General features: G+C 63.8%; 11 protein-coding genes. 8 read left to right on the forward strand and 3 right to left on the reverse strand.

The window, feature by feature from the left end; all coding sequences use genetic code 11:
* Positions 1–186 precede the first annotated feature (186 nt).
* The 8 genes from recA (at position 187) to KA354_04745 (ending at position 10,208) form a co-directional block, all read left to right on the forward strand.
* Positions 187–1,329 carry a recombinase RecA gene (recA, locus tag KA354_04710; GenBank protein MBP7933931.1) on the forward strand — a complete coding sequence of 381 codons (1,143 nt, stop codon included), beginning with the start codon at positions 187–189 and terminating at the stop codon, positions 1,327–1,329.
* Between the two features lie 361 nt (positions 1,330–1,690).
* Positions 1,691–2,440 carry a 2,3-diphosphoglycerate-dependent phosphoglycerate mutase gene (gpmA, locus tag KA354_04715; protein ID MBP7933932.1) on the forward strand — a complete coding sequence of 250 codons (750 nt, stop codon included), beginning with the start codon at positions 1,691–1,693 and terminating at the stop codon, positions 2,438–2,440.
* A gap of 481 nt (positions 2,441–2,921) precedes the next feature.
* Positions 2,922–3,446: a hypothetical protein gene (locus KA354_04720; GenBank protein ID MBP7933933.1), complete on the forward strand. Its 525-nt coding sequence runs from the start codon at positions 2,922–2,924 to the stop codon at positions 3,444–3,446.
* 53 nt (positions 3,447–3,499) lie between these two features.
* Entirely contained in the window at positions 3,500–4,702 is a 1,203-nt protein-coding gene (locus KA354_04725; protein MBP7933934.1) for a helix-turn-helix domain-containing protein, read from the forward strand.
* 179 nt (positions 4,703–4,881) lie between these two features.
* Positions 4,882–5,763: an OmpA family protein gene (locus tag KA354_04730; protein MBP7933935.1), complete on the forward strand. Its 882-nt coding sequence runs from the start codon at positions 4,882–4,884 to the stop codon at positions 5,761–5,763.
* A gap of 403 nt (positions 5,764–6,166) precedes the next feature.
* Positions 6,167–7,468: a Gfo/Idh/MocA family oxidoreductase gene (locus KA354_04735; GenBank protein ID MBP7933936.1), complete on the forward strand. Its 1,302-nt coding sequence runs from the start codon at positions 6,167–6,169 to the stop codon at positions 7,466–7,468.
* Positions 7,469–7,617: 149 nt separating this feature from the next.
* The gene (locus KA354_04740; GenBank protein MBP7933937.1) at positions 7,618–9,876 is read left to right on the forward strand and encodes a hypothetical protein; all 2,259 of its coding nucleotides are present in this window, start codon (positions 7,618–7,620) and stop codon (positions 9,874–9,876) included.
* Positions 9,876–10,208, forward strand: coding sequence for a hypothetical protein (locus KA354_04745; protein MBP7933938.1), 333 nt, complete (start codon positions 9,876–9,878; stop codon positions 10,206–10,208). Before KA354_04740 ends, KA354_04745 begins: the two co-directional genes overlap by 1 nt.
* Here the strand turns inward: KA354_04745 and KA354_04750 are convergent.
* From KA354_04750 to KA354_04760, 3 genes are all read right to left on the reverse strand, one after another.
* A complete protein-coding gene (locus KA354_04750; protein ID MBP7933939.1) occupies positions 10,192–11,460 on the reverse strand; it encodes a methyltransferase in 1,269 nt (422 codons plus the stop codon). The two genes, KA354_04745 and KA354_04750, sit on opposite strands and share 17 nt — an antisense overlap.
* A 242-nt stretch (positions 11,461–11,702) precedes the next feature.
* Positions 11,703–13,037: a Gfo/Idh/MocA family oxidoreductase gene (locus KA354_04755; GenBank protein MBP7933940.1), complete on the reverse strand. Its 1,335-nt coding sequence runs from the start codon at positions 13,035–13,037 to the stop codon at positions 11,703–11,705.
* A 66-nt stretch (positions 13,038–13,103) separates the two neighbouring features.
* Positions 13,104–15,746: hypothetical protein (locus KA354_04760; GenBank protein MBP7933941.1), on the reverse strand; the 2,643-nt coding region annotated here is incomplete at its 5' end.

The raw sequence follows: 15,746 nt of genomic DNA on the forward strand, positions 1-15,746 counted from the left end.
CGCGGAACAGATCGTCCGTAAGACATTTCTAATAAAAGAGTTATAGTTTTATTCACCAAAAACGCGAAAAACGGCTACCCTAACAGTTGCCAAACATCCGATCTGCAGTATACTTGGGCCCGCGACCAGAAGATGTTGGAGGATGGTGGGCTCTCTGAGCGAGGAGTGATGGGCATGAATGAGGAGATGAACACAAAACGAAGCCAGGCCCTCGATCGCGCCCTGCAGCAGATCGAGAAGAGCTTCGGCAAGGGCGCAATCATGAAGCTCGACGCCGAGGTTCCCGTGGTGACCGACGCGTTGAGTACCGGCGCTCTGTCGCTGGATCTGGCTTTGGGAGGCCTGGGAATCCCACGGGGACGAATCGTGGAGATGTTCGGCCCGGAGTCAAGCGGCAAGACGACCTTGGCCCTGCACGTCGCCGCCTCGGCTCAGCGGGAGGGCGGTGTGGCCGCGGTCGTCGACGCCGAACATGCCTTGGATCCAACCTGGGCCAAGAAATGTGGCGTCAAGCTCGAGGAGTTGTTGTTGAGTCAGCCGGACAGCGGCGAACAGGCCCTCGACATCGTCGAGATGCTGGTACGCTCCAACGCCGTGGATTGCATTGTGATCGATTCGGTGGCCGCCCTGGTCCCCAAGGCCGAATTAGAGGGCGAGGCCGGGCAGTCGTTTGTCGGCCTTCAGGCCCGGCTGATGAGCCAGGCCCTCCGCAAGCTGACCGGCCTGGTCGCCAAGAGCCGCTGCGTGGTCATCTTCATCAATCAGCTTCGCGAGAAGATCGGCGTCACCTTCGGCAATCCGGAGACCACGCCCGGCGGGCGAGCTCTCAAGTTCTACTCGTCCATCCGACTGGACATTCGTCGCGTGACCACGATCAAGGAAGGCGAAGAATCCGTTGGCAATCACGTCCGGGCCAAGGTGGTGAAGAACAAAGTGGCCGCCCCGTTCAAGGCCGCCGAGTTCGACATCATGTTCAGCGGCGGCATCAGCCGAGAAGGCGACTTGATCGACCTGGCGATCGCCGAAGGCTTGGTCGACAAGACCGGCGCGTGGTTCAACTACGGTTCGATCCGCCTTGGCCAGGGTCGCGAGAACAGCAAGCAGTTCCTGCACGACAATCCGAAGCTGTTCGAGGAACTTCGCCAGGCGATCCTGACCAGGCGATTGCCCGAGCTGGCTCGGAAACCCGCGTCCAAGCCGGAGGCGAGAAGCGACTTGAAAGCCTCCGCCAAGTCGGAGGGCAAGAGCGAAAGCAGGCCGGAGCCCAAGTCCGCCGCCGATGCCAAAGGCAAACCAGTTCCTGCCAAGAAGCCCGCCGGGAAAAAGTAGGGCGGAGGATGAGCGGGCGGGACAATCCCACGAAGACTCAATCGGGTCCGGCACGCCCGCACTCACACAGCCTCCTGAACCCGCAACTCGTGCGGCCGTCGCTGGAGAAACCGGCGGCCACGCCTTGCGATCACGGCCCCGTCTGAGCGTCATGAACGGCCGCTCTGGACTCCCGGGAGGAGGCCTGTCCTCGGAACACCATCGCCAAACGGCCGTCGTCAGATCGTTGAAGCCAGCCGAAAGCGGGCCAACAAGAGCTACCCACGGCACCTCCAGACCCTATGGCACTCCTGGTACGCCGCCGTTAGAATGCCCGCGTTCACAGGCCAAGTTGTCAATCTAGGTAAGGAGAGTACGTTCGATGTACAAAGTCGTACTGCTGCGACACGGTGAGAGTGACTGGAACAAGCAGAACCGCTTCACCGGTTGGACGGACGTGGACCTGTCCGAAGTCGGCATCAGGGAGGCCACCGAAGCCGGCGCGGTGCTCAAAAAGGAAGGCTACACGTTCGACGTGGCCTACACCTCGGTCCTCAAGCGGGCCATTCGCACGCTTTGGATGACCCTCGACCAGATGGATCTGATGTGGATTCCGGCCTACCGCTCTTGGCGGCTCAACGAGCGGCACTACGGCGCCCTTCAGGGCCTGAACAAGGCCGAGACGGCCGCTAAGTTCGGCGAAGACCAGGTCAAGATCTGGCGCCGCTCGTATGATACGCCGCCACCGCCGCTAGAGAAGACCGATCCCCGGTACCCCGGCGCCGACCGCCGGTACGCGGACCTGACCGAGGGCGCCCTGCCGCTCACCGAGTGTCTCAAGGATACCGTCGCCCGGTTCCTGCCCTATTGGCATGACGTCATCGCTCCGACAGTCAGACTCGGCAAGAGGGTACTTATCGCCGCCCACGGCAACAGCCTCCGGGCCCTGGTCAAGTACCTGGATAACATCAGCGATCAGGCCATCGTCGAGCTGAACATTCCGACCGGCATGCCCCTGGTCTACGAGCTGGACAAGGAACTCAAGCCGATCAAGAGCTACTATCTCGGCGACCCCGACAAGGTGAAGGCCGCAATGGCCGCCGTAGCCGCCCAGGGCAAGGTCAAGAAGTAGCCGCGCAGTCTGCCTCGGCCTCGGGATCTCTCGAGGGCCCGGCTCTGGACGTGCTGCCGTATGAACGCGCCGATGGCTCGGCGTTGGGCGCGTCTCTTCGGAGCTCGTTTCGGCTGCCCGCTGGGGGGCTTCGTTGTCGCGGGGTCCGGTTGGGGTGGCGGAGCATCACGGATACAAATGGGGCGCCAGATGAGCTGTCCCCAGCGAGTGTACGACCCGCTGGTTTCGGGAAGGCCCTCCATTTGTCCGCAAGTCCCGGACGATCCGGGGCCGTTGCTCCTGCCTTCTTCGACCTGGATACTCGCCCGGCTCGTCTGCGGTCCTGCTAGCAGCTTGCATGCCCGAGGAATTGGATTATAATACCTATGGGCGTGAAGAGCGTAACTTCTTGTCGGACAACAGCCTGCAAACGATCCGACACGTCCGGGTGTGCCCTTGAGTTGGCGCCGGACGTTCCTGAGAAGCTTGGGGAATCGGACCTATGGCCACTCATGTTCACCAGACCGGCTCGGCACCGGCGGGCGAAGCGGAGGATTCCTCTTCGCGACAGATCTTCGTGGTCGCCGCGCCCGGGCGTCAGACCCTGGGCTGGGTGATCGCCGTGCTCCTGGCCGTGATTGCCGCCGCCCTGATTATGCGTCTCGATGACGCCTCTCTACTGCGCTCAAGCTTGGCCCAGTCTACGCCGACAGGCGGTGGGCTGGCGGCTGGCGCTCGGTCGGTCTACGCGTTCACCGGACAACTGGACGGCAAGACCTACGGCCTCTTCATGATGGACGTGGACAGTGGTACGATATGGTGCTACGAGATCGCGAAGGGGCAGGCGGGCATGGGCTCCCATTTGAAGCTCGTGGCGGCTCGAAGCTGGATCTTCGATCGCTACCTGGAGGAGTTCAATGTCGCTGCCCCGACGCCAGCGGAGGTCCGGCAACTGGTCGAGCAGCAGCAGACCAACCGCCCTGGAGCGGCCGGTCCTGGTAATCAGAAGCCGCCCGCGAAACCCTGATCAGATGGCGGCATGGGAATCGAGGATTCCTCAGCGTAAAGGACGGATTATCTATGGCCAATAAGATGTACTACAACCTCGAGGAGGCAACCGCGAAGCTGGGCTGCACCGAGGATCAGTTGCGCGGGATGGTCCGAGCGGGCAGGCTGCGCGAGTTCCGCGATGCCGGCAAGGTGCACTACCGCGTCGACGATGTTGACAGACTGGCCTCTGTCAGCGGCGACAACGTCCAGCTTGAAGGCAGCGGCGAACTGACCTTATCCGTGGAGGACAGCCACGATCTGCCCGCCGCCAAGGGCGATTCCGGTGCGGGCAGGAAAGGCAAGTCCTCAGACAGCAACGCCCCGGTCGACCTGGGCGGCTCAGACAGTGGATTGTTGAGCCTCTCCGGCAGCGGCAGCGGCGAACTGCAGCTGGAGGACAGCGATACGGCCGCTCCGCCCGCCAAGCCCGGAAAGGCCGCCGCCAAGGCCAAGGAGAGCAGCGGTACCGGTGACGCTCTCAGCCTCGAAGAGGTCGACAAGGAAGCCGTCGACGGGATGAAGAAAGACGACACGGTGATCACCAACATCGGGATCAGCGTGTTCGATGACGAGGATCTGGAGATCGCCGTCGACCCGATGGCCAAGACCGTCGTGGCCGCCGGAGGCGACGAGCATATCGCACTGGACGGCAGCGGAGCGGGCTCCGGCCTGCTCGATTTGACCCGCGAGAGCGACGACACCTCGCTGGGCGCCGAATTGCTCGAAGGAATCGACATGGGTGACACGGCCGAGACGGTCGTGCCGGCCGAGACCGTGGTCGAAGGTGGCGGCGCCGAGGCCGGCGCCGAGTCCGCCGGACTGCCGGATATCAGCGCGGAAGCGGGACCCACCACCGGCACCGGTGTCGTCCAGGTGGGCACCGTCGAGGCCGCCTCGCCCGCCTTCACCGGCCTCCTGGCGGCTGCGGCCATCGTCCTGGTTCTGGTCGCGGCCATGGCCATCGCCACCAGCATGAACGCCTGGCCGGGCTACCTCGACACGCTCGCGGGCCAGTTCTGGTTTTTCCTGATCGGCACGCTGGCTACCGGTGGCGTCTTCGCCGGCGTCGGATACCTGGTCGGTCGGCAAGCGACCGCCGGCCCCAAGCCGGCCAAGCCCAAGAAGGAAAAGAAAGCCAAGAAGGGCAAGAAAGGCAAGGGCAAGGAGGAGGAGGCCGAACCTTCGTCCGAGGGCGAGCAAGTCGATATGGACGAGATCAAGCCGCTCGAGTGACTGTCCCCTTGTGTCCCAGCCCGCCTGAGATCATACTGATCTGCCCGGAAGGCGTGGTCCGGGCGGAGTGGTGAACGTGAAGAGGACCAGCCCCGGGCCACGGATGGTAACCGGGGGCCGGACGGCAGCGGGTGGACGAACGGTCCACCCATACTTCCATCGGTTAGAGGAGAACCGCAATGAGATCCTACTGGGTATGGGGCGTGAGTGCGATCCTGTTGGCCATGGGCAACGTGGGCTGCTACTACGATCAGTGGCAGGCCTCCGAGCGCGACAACCGCGTGTTACGCGAGGACCTCGGCCGCGCCAAGCAGGATCTCGCCGACGCCGAGCAGATGCTCAAGCAGAAGGACACTACCATCGCGTCGCTCAACAATCAGCTCTCGGCCAAGGACCAGATCATCGCCAACCTCAGCGCCGAGCGCGATATGCTGAAGAACGCCTTTGGCAAGGCCCAGGGACTGCTCGATAAGAACCTGGCTAGCGTCCCCGGTGTCATCATCAACGCACAGGTCCTGCCCAAGCCTCTACATGAAGCGATCAAGAGACTGGCCCAGGAGCACCCCGACATCCTCGAGTATGACGAAGCCAAGGGCGCGGTGCGGTTCAAGGCCGATCTCATCTTCCCCCTCGGCAGCGATGAACTGGGCAGCGGTGTGCCCGTCGATGTACTGAAGAAGTTCGCAGACATCGTTCGAGAGAAGGCCGCCGGCTTTGACGTGATCGTTGTCGGTCACACCTGCACCACACCCATCGGCAAGCCCGAAACCCGGGCCAAGCATCCGACCAACTGGCATCTGTCAGCCCACCGTGCGATCGCGGTCATGAGTCTGCTGGCCGGTCAGGGCATCGAAATGACCCGCATGGGCGTGATGGGCTATGGCGAGTACCGCCCGATCGCGGACAACGGCACCGCCGATGGCAAAGCCAAGAATCGCCGGGTCGAGATCTTCCTGGTGTCGAAAGAGAAGGTCCAGTCGATGAGCAGGAACGTGTCTGCGGTCAAGGATCTTGGCTTGGCCTTCCTGCGGGCCGACGCGGGCGGTAGGCACGGCTCCTGATCGCTCGATCGGACCACAGTCCCGGACCCCCACGGGTGCCGATTCGCCGGTCCCGCGGAAGCAGCCATACGGATCTCTCGAAGAGGCGTTTCGCTCAACGTGAAGCGTCTCTTCTTTTGCGCACCAGAGCATGCCCAACGCGTTGTTCTCGGCTCGCCGACGTTGTGGCCAGCCCAGTCCACGGTTCCAGCCCGATTCGTGGCCAGGAGCACAGTCGCAGTCGATCCCGCGACCCACATGCAAACTCACCCCGTCGCACACCCCGCGGCCGCTCACGGAACGCCAATCGCCGACAGCTTGCGGCCCCGTGTTCTCCGGCTCGACTTGCACATGGAGGCAAGTTATGCTCGTCCGGCATGACAGGTCCACCCCGGTGGTCTGAGTACTAAGGAAAGGAGAGCCCATGAATGCTGGGAAAAACGTCAGCCGTCGAACATTCCTGAAGGGTGCCGCGGCGGCCGTGGCGGCGCCCTATTTCGTGCCCGCCTCGGCCTTGGGACGCGGCGGGTGGAAGCCGCCAAGCGAGCGGATCACCGTGGGTTTCATCGGCATCGGCAATATGGGCGGCGGCCATCTGGGCGGTTTCCTCGAGGACAAGCAGATTCAGGTGGTCGCGGTATGCGACGTGGATGCGGTCAAACGCAAGAGGGCCTTCGACCAGGTCGAGCGGAAATACGCCGCCGACCGTCAGGCCGGTTTCTACAAAGGCTGCACCGAATATCACGAGTTCGAGAAACTCCTCGAGCGACCGGACATCGACGCGGTCCTGGCCGCCGCTCCCGACCACTGGCACGCCATCATCGCGATCTGCACCATGCGGGCTGGCAAGGACATCTACAGCGAGAAGCCGCTTTCGTTGACGATCAGGGAGGCGCACGAGATGGTGGCTGCCGCCCGGCGCTACAACCGCGTCTTCCAGACCGGCAGCCAGCAGCGCAGCGAGTGGAACTTCCGCCGGGCCTGCGAGCTGGTCCAAAGCGGGCGGATCGGTAAGCTCAAGACCGTCCACGTGAACGTGGGCCCGCCTTCCGAGGAAAAGTACCTGCCCGAGGAGCCGGTTCGCGAGGGCCTTGACTGGGACCGGTGGCTGGGGCCCGCTCCTTGGCAGCCGTACAACGCGGAACGATGCAGCGGCGACTACAGCGGCGGCTGGCGGCGGATCCGTGACTACTCCGGCGGCATGATGACCGACTGGGGCGCCCACCACTTCGACATCGGCCAGTGGGGCATGGGCATGGATGAGAATGGACCGGTCGAGATCATCCCACCCGACGGTAAGGACTACAAGACCCTCACCTACAAGTACGCCAGCGGCGTGGCCATGTATCACGCCGGCCAAGCCGAGGGGCATGGCAACGTCAACGGCGTTCTGTTCACCGGCACCGACGGCCGCATCGAGGTCAACCGCGGCTACTTCAAGTCCTGGCCAGAGGACATCGCGAACTCGCCCCTGGCCGCCAACGACGTCCACCTCTACGACAGCCCCGGTCACCGCCAGGACTGGTTGAACTGCATCCGCAGCCGCCAGCGCCCGATCTGCGACGTCGCCATCGGAGCCAGCACCATCACCGTCTGCCACCTGGGCAACATCGCTTACTGGCTGGGCCGCCCGCTCAAGTGGGACCCCGTCAGGAAGGAGATTCTCAACGACGCCGAAGCCAGCCGCTGGTTGGATCGCCCCAAGCGAGCCCGGTGGCGGTTCTAGCTTCTTGGACGCGTGTGGGACCGGCATCCTGTCGGTCGCCAACAGGCTGGATGCCTCTTCCACATCTTCAGCCGAAATGGGCGCAGAGCAATGGTATGCTGGTGGACTGCAAGTGAATGACAATCGGTTTCCCGAAGGAGACAGGAATCATGGATAAGCGTTTGAGCACAACCACGCGGGTTCTCGTTCTGGCGGCGGTCATGACCGTTACGACGACGTCGTTGGCCCAGGAGAAGACCGCGACTTCGGAGGCGGAATACGCGAAGAAGATCGACTCGCTGCTTCCCGGAATGGGCGCAGAGAGACTCGTCGATCGGCGCGAACCGCAGATGGCATTCGAGAAGATCTGTTTCGAGGCCAGCGCCCCGGGCAAACCCGCGGAACGTGAAGCCCTGTGCAAGGCCCTGATCGCCAAGGTTGGCCCGGAAGTGGCCAAGCCCGCTCGGATCTGGCTGCTGCGCAAGGTCGAGACCATCGGCCGTGACGAGGTGGTGGCCGGCCTGGCCAAGCTCTTTGGCGACCCGGACGCGGACATTCGCGAGACCGCCCGACGGGCCCTGGAGAACAACCCTTCGCCCGGCGCGGCCGGCGCTCTCCGCGCCGAACTGGATAAAGCCAAGGACGCGAATTGGCAGGTGGCCTTGATCAATGCTCTCGCTTTCCGCCGTGACACCGGCAGCGTCGGCATGCTGACCAGGCTGACCGAGAGCCAGGAGGATGCGGTCGCCCTCGCGGCCGTCTCTGCTCTCGGCCGGATCGCGGATGAGCCTGCTCTGAATGCCTTGGCCGCCCTCCGCAGGAGCGGCCGCCCGGCGCTGAAGTCGGAAGTCATCGATGCTTCGCTTCGCGGCGCCGAAGCCCTGGCCGCCGGAGGCCAGGCCGATCTGGCTGCCAAAACCTATGAGGAACTGGACACTGTCGGCCAGGCCGAGAACATCCGCGTCGCTGCCCTGACCGGTTACGCCCGGGCCCAGGGTGTTAAGGCTCTGCCCAAGCTGATGGCCGCACTGAAAGGCCCCGACCAGCGAATGCAGCTCGTGGCCGCCCGATGCTTGCAGGGTCTGCCCGGCAAGGAGGCGAGCGGGCAGATGGCCGCCGCCATCGAAGGAGCGCCGCCGGCTACCCAGGCCGTCCTGCTAGGCATTCTCGGTGAACGCAAGGATGCTGCCATTCTGCCGACCGTTTTGAAGAAGACGGATGACGCCAACGCCGACGTGCGAGTTGCTGCTTTGGGCGCGCTGAAGCACGTTGGCGGCCCCGGTCAGGTCACCATGCTCGCGGAACGAGCGATCAAGACCAAGGACGCCGAAGCCGCAGCCGCTCGCGATGCCCTGGCCATGATGCAGGGCGCCGACGTAGACAAGGTCGTGGTGGCCGGGACCAAGGCCGGCGACTTGGCGGTGCGGGCGGAACTGGTCAGAACGCTGGGTACTCGCCGCATGAGAGACCACATGGTCTCGGTATTCGCCGCGGCCTACGACAAGGAAGAGGCGATCCAGATCGCAGCCCTCGACGCCCTCGCCATTCTGGGCCGAGAGAGGGACTACCTCATGCTGGTTGATCTGGTGGCCAATCTGAAGACCGATGCGGCACGCAAGGCGGGCGAGAAGGCTGTGGTTGAAGTTGCCAGGAAAGTCGCCGACAAAAGCAGGCAGGCGGCACCGATCCTGGCCGTTCTGCCTAGGGCGCCAATCGCCGGCAAGGCGGTGATGATCCGGGTTCTCAACCGGCTGGAACTGGCGGATGTCAAGGTCCTCGAGGTTCTTCTCCCCTGCCTGGACGACGAAGCCGTGCGGGCGGATGCCGCCCAGGCCGTGGTCGCTATCGCGGCCCGCCTTGGCGGACAGGAAAAAGCCGTGGCCGCGCTTGAGCGCATTCGCGAAGTCGGACCAACCGACAACCTCCGAAAACAGGCAACCGAGAGCCTCGACCGGCTCCGGCGATTCTGCGTGGCCTGGCTGTTCAGCGGCCCGTACCGCGAGAAGGACGCGGACGCCACCAAGCACTTCGACACGGTCTTTGAGCCGGAGAAGGCGGACAGCAAGGCGAAGTGGAAAGCCCTGCCGGCACCCGCTCGCGACGCTCAAGGCAGGTGCGACCTCGGCGGCGAGCAAAACTGCGTCGGCTATGTCAAGACGACGATCGTCTCTGACAAGGACCAGGATGCTCAACTGGTTATGGGCAGCGACGACGGCCTCAAGGTCTTTCTCAATGGCAAGGTCGTGCATGCCGTCAACGTGATCCGCGCCTTCCCTGCGGAGTTGGATAAGGCATCGATCAAGCTGAGAAAGGGCGACAACAGCCTGTTGCTCAAGATCACCCAGGGCGGTGGCGAGTGGCAATTCAGCTGCGCGGTGACTGCCCCGAACGGCGAGGCGATCACGGGAGTCAAGTACGAGGCCCGTTGATGCCGTTCCGCCAGCGATTGGCCCTGGGCGGCGTATCACTCTTCTTGGCCGGTGCAATCTGGATGCCCCTGCTGCATCTGGCGGGGTTGAGAGCATCAACGAGCGTGCTCTGCGGGACCTTCGCCGCCGAACAAAGCGAACAGGTGCTCAACAGTTTCTTCGCGGTGATCTACATCCTCCTCTATATGGCGACCGTAATCGTCGCACCGATCCTGCTGGTCGCGGCGGGGCTCTTTCAGGCACTGATCAGGTTCACGAGCCTTCGCCAGGGACCGGGCTCGGAGACTGCTGCACAAACGACGGACGCTTCAGAGATCAACGCTTCCCATTGAATTCACGGACCGCGTCGAGCATGGCCACAATGTTGGCGACCGGCGTGCTCGCCTGAATGTTGTGTACCGCGTTGAAGATGAACCCACCGCCCGGGGCGAAGATCGAGCATTGCCGCAGGACATGCTCGCGGACCTGCTGAGGCGTACCGAACGGCAGCACCTTCTGCGTGTCCACGCCACCACCCCAGAACGTCAGCTGCTTGCCGTAGTTGGCCTTCAGCTTCACCGGGTCCATGCCCGTCGCCGAGCACTGAACCGGATTGATGATGTCAAAGCCGGACGCGATGAAGCGGGGCATGAAGCCGGCTACCGCTCCGCATGAATGCTTGAACGTCTTCCAGGTTGTGTGGGTGTGGATCCAGGCGTTCACCTTGCGGTAGTACGGCTCGTATAGCCTCTCGAATGTGGCTGGCGAGCAGAAGGTAGAGGTCTGGGTGCCGAAGTCCGTCCCGCATACAAACACCGCGTCCACCGCGTCACCGACCACGGCATGGATCTGGGCCAGATTGCCGAGGGCGACGTTCATCTGACGCGTGAAGACCTCGTGAATGTAATCCTGGCGAGTCACGGTGGACATGTACCACTCCGAGACGTCGCGGATACCTTTGGGCCGTTTAAGAGCAGGGCCGGGCACCATGGCGATATCGCCGAATGACGTGCCGCCAAACGAAGCCACGACGGCGCGGCCGGTGGCCGACGCCCGCTCGACCTCCAGCTTGAAGTGAGCCAGGTTGGCGTCCGAGATCGGGCCGAACTCCTCGGTGTTGTTCGCCGGATCGAGCTTGTCGTCGTCGATCGGTTCCTGCCGGATAATCGAGTCGAAGTAGAAGCCGTTCTTGGGCATGCGCCCGCTGGGGGGGGCACTGGTATCACCCTGGGGATAGATGAGGATGTCACCGCTCGGCTCGACCGTGGTGTTGAACTGTCCGGGGACAAGCACGTCGAGCCCCTGCGGGTTTCGCCATTCCTTCCAGTCGGCGACGGGGAATCCGAACATGGTCCGAGGCGACCGCACCGCCGCAGTATCGATGCCCATGGCTTCGACAAGATCCTCCTCGAGCCATCCGAGCATCTGGTACGGCTCGTAAACTTTGACTGGCTCGGGCTCGAGGCCGTAGTGCTTTCGAAGGGCATCCACACAACTCACATGAACACCACTGACCGGCGTGCCGCCAAAATCGATCGGGACCGCGTCCGGTGTGCGATGATTCAGACTGGCCACGACACGTTCTCTGCGAGTTGTTGTGCTCATGGGGGGAAGTCTAATCGAGGCACAGGCAAACATAAAGAGGCCCCGCCCCGGCATTCGAGCGAGAGAACCGGGCCGGTGAAGCGTCTTGGACTGCCCTGCGAGAACGCCGGTTCAGACGATTGGCATGGCCGCCTTCATTGGGCCGGCCGCTCTCCCGGGCGAGGCCAACCGTGGCCCACGCCCCCATCGCCAGGGCGGCAGCCATCATGCGCGGGCTCATGGGTGATCCTCCGCTGTGCGGACTAGAGGTGATACGGATACCGCTGCGGCCTGCCCAGCATGCGGTTGGCCTGCTCGTCGCCGACCACCTGCTGCCTTGTGCCATCCCAGACCAACCTGCGGCCCAGCAAGTACGACAGGTTGCCAAGGTTGCACAGCGTCGCCACCCGGTGGCCGATCTCGATGTCGACCGCCGGGCGGGTCCCGTTCCCGATCGCCTTGAACCAGTCTGCTTTGTGGTTCATGTTGAAATCGTCGTATTCGTCGGTACGCGGAATGACCACGCCGCCAGGCGGAACCTTGAAGTTGACCGCTTCCGGCTCCGCTCCTTTGTACGCTCCTTCCCATTCCAGGATCAGCTTGCCCTTGTCGCCCCAGAAAACGTTGCCAAACTCCGACTTTCCGACCTTCTCGCCCGGTTGCCCCCAGATCAGTTCCCAGTCCGGGTCCTTGAACGTGTAAACGACTTCCATGGTGACCGGGCAGTCCCAGAGGCCCTTGGTCGGCGCCGTACCCTTGGCCTCAACCAGGTACGAAGTCTGCTCGTCGGCGTTCATGCACCAGAGAGCGGTACTGAACTGGTGGGCGCCTCGGTCGCGGATCTGTCCGCCGCCGGATTCCATCATCCAGCGGAAGACACCGTGGCAGTAGCGCTGGTTGTACGGCCGCCACCGCAGTGGACCGAGCCAGAGATCCCAATCCAGCTCTGCCGGCGGCTCGTTGTCCGGGACGGGGTGGTCATCCGCCGGGGTCTCGTAGTGCCAGCAGGTCACCCGCTTCACCTTGCCAACAATCCCGTTGCGGATGGCCGTACACGTCGCGTGCGCCGGCTTGGCGGTCCGGGCTTGGGCACCGACTTGGACGGCCCGCTTGTTCTCCCGTGCGGCGGCCACCATGGCCTTGCCTTCCTCAATGGTGACCGAAGCCGGCTTCTCCACGTACACATGCTTGCCGGACTGGCAGGCGTGAACGGTCTGAACAGCGTGCCAATGGTCGGGTGTGGCGATGACGACCGCGTCGATGTCTTTGCGTTCGAGGAGGTAACGGTAATCACGGTAGGGCTCGACGCCCGGACCGCCCAGCTTCACCGCGCCGGCCAGCCGATTCTCATCCACGTCACAGACGGCCGCGATGTTGACCCTGCCCGCCCGGCGGAAGTCGAGCATGTTTTTCAGGTGCACCGTGCCCATGCCGCCGACGCCGATGTGGCCGAGGGTCAGGCGGTCGTTGGCCCCCGGTCGATCGGGAGCTGCCAAGGCACTCGACGAAATGACCTGCGGAAAGCCGGTCACGACTCCCGTCGCACCCGCCGCCTTGAGCAGTGCACGCCGCGTTACCTGTGACTCCAGTCGAGCCATGCTTGGCTCCTTTCGATAGGTGCACGTATCGCCTTCGATTCGAACCATGCCGAGAAACCGCTTCCCTCATGGCTCCGACTGCAACTGGACGAGCAGATGTCCGCGGCCCGGGATGCGCGGCCACATCGCGATCTCGCCGCTATGGAACGCGAATGTCGCACCTTCGACTCTCACCTGCCTCCCCGACAACCCTACGTCGGACAGCTTGAACCGGATCTCTCGTTCGGCGACCGTGTCCGCCAGGTTGAAGACGTTCAGGACAGCACGCCTCTCACTTGCCAGGGTATGCGCATGCACGTTCTCGTCAAGGCCGTAGAACACCCCTTGGGTGAAGAACCGCTTCAACGACAGGTACGTCCGCATCGCCTCCTTGTGAGCTTCCCATACCGCCGGGTCCGCGTGCCTGCCGCCGACGCCGAGGTGCCGGCATGTACTCGCGAACCACCAGAACTGGACCGCGTGGGCGTTGTCCTTCCGCAGGTCGATGTGCAGGTAGTAGGGAATGCTGTAGGCGAGGTTGGCATAGTAGAGCGAGATCGCTCGCCCGCTGAACAGATCGTGCGCCACGTTCCACATGTACTCATAGCCCCACAGGTCGTCGAAATCTCCCTTACGGCCGTGGAGGAAGTACGTGGGCGCCCAACGGACGTCGGTGCCGCCGACCAGAGGATCGTGCATCTCGATGAGCAGGTCGGGGTACTCCTTGTGCACCGCCTGGGCGATCCGTCGATAGGCATCACATTGCTCCTGGCGGGTGAACGGCAGCGAGTGGCCGTGACGCTCGTCCCAGCATTCGCCGGTGTACCACGTCCCATCAAACATCTGGTAGACCGCGCCGTTCTTGGCCAGCTCGAGGAGTCGCTTGACCTTGGTATCGAAATAAACCGACGAGCCGCCGCACAAGCTGTCCAGCCGCTTGCCCTCGCGATCCTTGCGGCGGGCCTCAACCGGATAACCGTTGATGTCAGTCCAGCCGGCCAGCGGCGTGTGCAGCGACAGGGACAGGTTGTACTTCTCCTTGATCAGCCTGGCGAACTCCTCCTGCGGCCCGAGGCGATCCGCCGCCCAGATGCAGGACGACATGGCCGTATCCCACCCGGGGTCGAGGTAGAGCGCCTCGCAGCCCAGTTCGTGAGCCTTCTCCGCCTCGGCAAGCATGTCGGAGCGACGATACAACTGGGCTCGGCGTTCGGCCGTGTCAGGACCGCCCCAGAAGGGGTTGTCGTAGAGCTCGTTCCAGTGCACCGGTGGGTTGAATCCCCGCGGTGTGACATGGCCGGCGCGATCCATCGCACGACGGAAGGCGTAGGCCGCCTCCTTCCATCCGCCATCAACGACCTGATACCGCGTGGTTCCGAAGGTGAACGAGGCCCCCGGCTTCAACTCCGCAGCGGCGGCCGGCTCGCCGAGCTTCCACCGACCCGCTCCGCCAAATCGCATGACCATGACAGATTCATGCATTCCGCCTCCCGGTCTCCATGCCGGTTCCAGCAGCGACCATTCCATGGCCTCAGGGTTGTACTTGGCGATCAACAACGTGCTGTCGGGGTGGCACCAGGCCCAGGCTTCGGAGCCGTGAGCGGAATGCGTCGTGATTCGCGAGCCCCAGATCCCTTCGATTGGATTGGCGTGGTTGAACGCCCCCAGCCGCCAGACCATCTCCGCCAGAGGCCATTCACATAGCATCCCCGTGACCGTGTCGCGACGGTAGGGGATCGGCGCGAGGCGATCACCGGCCGTATCCGCAAACCACTGCCCGCCACCGTTCAACCGCTTCGCTAGACCGCACACGAACCTGCCTGTGTCCAACGGCCTGTTGCCCGTGTTCCTGAGTCGTATCTGCTCAAGGAGCGCACCGGGCTCGTCGGCCGGCGCCGTCCAGGTCTGTTCGATTTCCAGAAAGTCGGACCTGGCTGTCATCGCGAGTGTCTGGCTACCACCTAAACCCTCTTTGAGTGTGGGATCGCCGACCCGTTGCGGCGCGCTGCCCTCAGGCCAAACGTAATCCGCGTCGGCGTACAGACGGCCGGTGACGAGATCACGCAGTTGCCGCGGATTCGGAGTCACCTTCGTCGCGACCAGCAGCTCCAGTCGGCCGTTGACCAGACGGATCTCTCCGCTCTCCGTCCCGCGCTCGATGACCGCTCCAGGCCGCACTTCACTTCTCGTGGCCGCTCCAGTACCACCCGCGGCAGATGCGAAGCTCGGAGTGTGGTTGGCCGCCGGCCGCCAGTTGACGTGGGCGAGGTCAAACGCCGCGCCTTGATCACTCGCTCGCCATCGGAGCACGCCGTTCGGCGCGGGCGCGTGCAGCACCGCCTGGCTGAGCAACTTGCCGGCCCGGGCCCGCACCTCAATCCGGGTCGTCGTCGCCCGATGCTCGATCCGGACGTCCAGCCATCCGGCCGGTGCCCACTCTTCGATCGCGTCCGTCCGGCTCAGCGGCGTCTCGCTCGTACTTGCGGAAACCTCGCCCCGATCGGCGGATATCGCAACCTGCCAGACGGGACCGCGTGCCCCGGCCGGCAATTCGTGGGAGATCACGCTCTTGCCCGATTGCGGCCGAATCGCGAACTCCAGATCGAAGGCGGCCGTGAGAGCCAAGCCCTCGGATACCAGCACACCCTCGGGCAGCAGAACGGCGCGCAGCCCGTCCTGCTCCGGTATGGCCAGACCGTTTTCCGCGGTGAATTGGTCCGGCGCGATCGT

This window comes from Phycisphaerae bacterium, from assembly GCA_018003015.1.
In the GTDB taxonomy this organism is placed as follows: Bacteria; Planctomycetota; Phycisphaerae; order UBA1845; family PWPN01; genus JAGNEZ01.

Excerpts from the sequence above, each read along its gene's own strand:
- KA354_04745 (MBP7933938.1), top strand. The coding sequence starts at position 9,876 with ATGCCGTTCCGCCAGCGATTGGCCCTGGGCGGCGTATCACTCTTCTTG.
- KA354_04725 (MBP7933934.1), top strand. The coding sequence starts at position 3,500 with ATGGCCAATAAGATGTACTACAACCTCGAGGAGGCAACCGCGAAGCTG.
- recA (MBP7933931.1), top strand. The coding sequence starts at position 187 with ATGAACACAAAACGAAGCCAGGCCCTCGATCGCGCCCTGCAGCAGATC.
- gpmA (MBP7933932.1), top strand. The coding sequence starts at position 1,691 with ATGTACAAAGTCGTACTGCTGCGACACGGTGAGAGTGACTGGAACAAG.
- KA354_04755 (MBP7933940.1), bottom strand. The coding sequence starts at position 13,037 with ATGGCTCGACTGGAGTCACAGGTAACGCGGCGTGCACTGCTCAAGGCG.
- KA354_04730 (MBP7933935.1), top strand. The coding sequence starts at position 4,882 with ATGAGATCCTACTGGGTATGGGGCGTGAGTGCGATCCTGTTGGCCATG.
- KA354_04735 (MBP7933936.1), top strand. The coding sequence starts at position 6,167 with ATGAATGCTGGGAAAAACGTCAGCCGTCGAACATTCCTGAAGGGTGCC.
- KA354_04750 (MBP7933939.1), bottom strand. The coding sequence starts at position 11,460 with ATGAGCACAACAACTCGCAGAGAACGTGTCGTGGCCAGTCTGAATCAT.
- KA354_04720 (MBP7933933.1), top strand. The coding sequence starts at position 2,922 with ATGGCCACTCATGTTCACCAGACCGGCTCGGCACCGGCGGGCGAAGCG.
- KA354_04740 (MBP7933937.1), top strand. The coding sequence starts at position 7,618 with ATGGATAAGCGTTTGAGCACAACCACGCGGGTTCTCGTTCTGGCGGCG.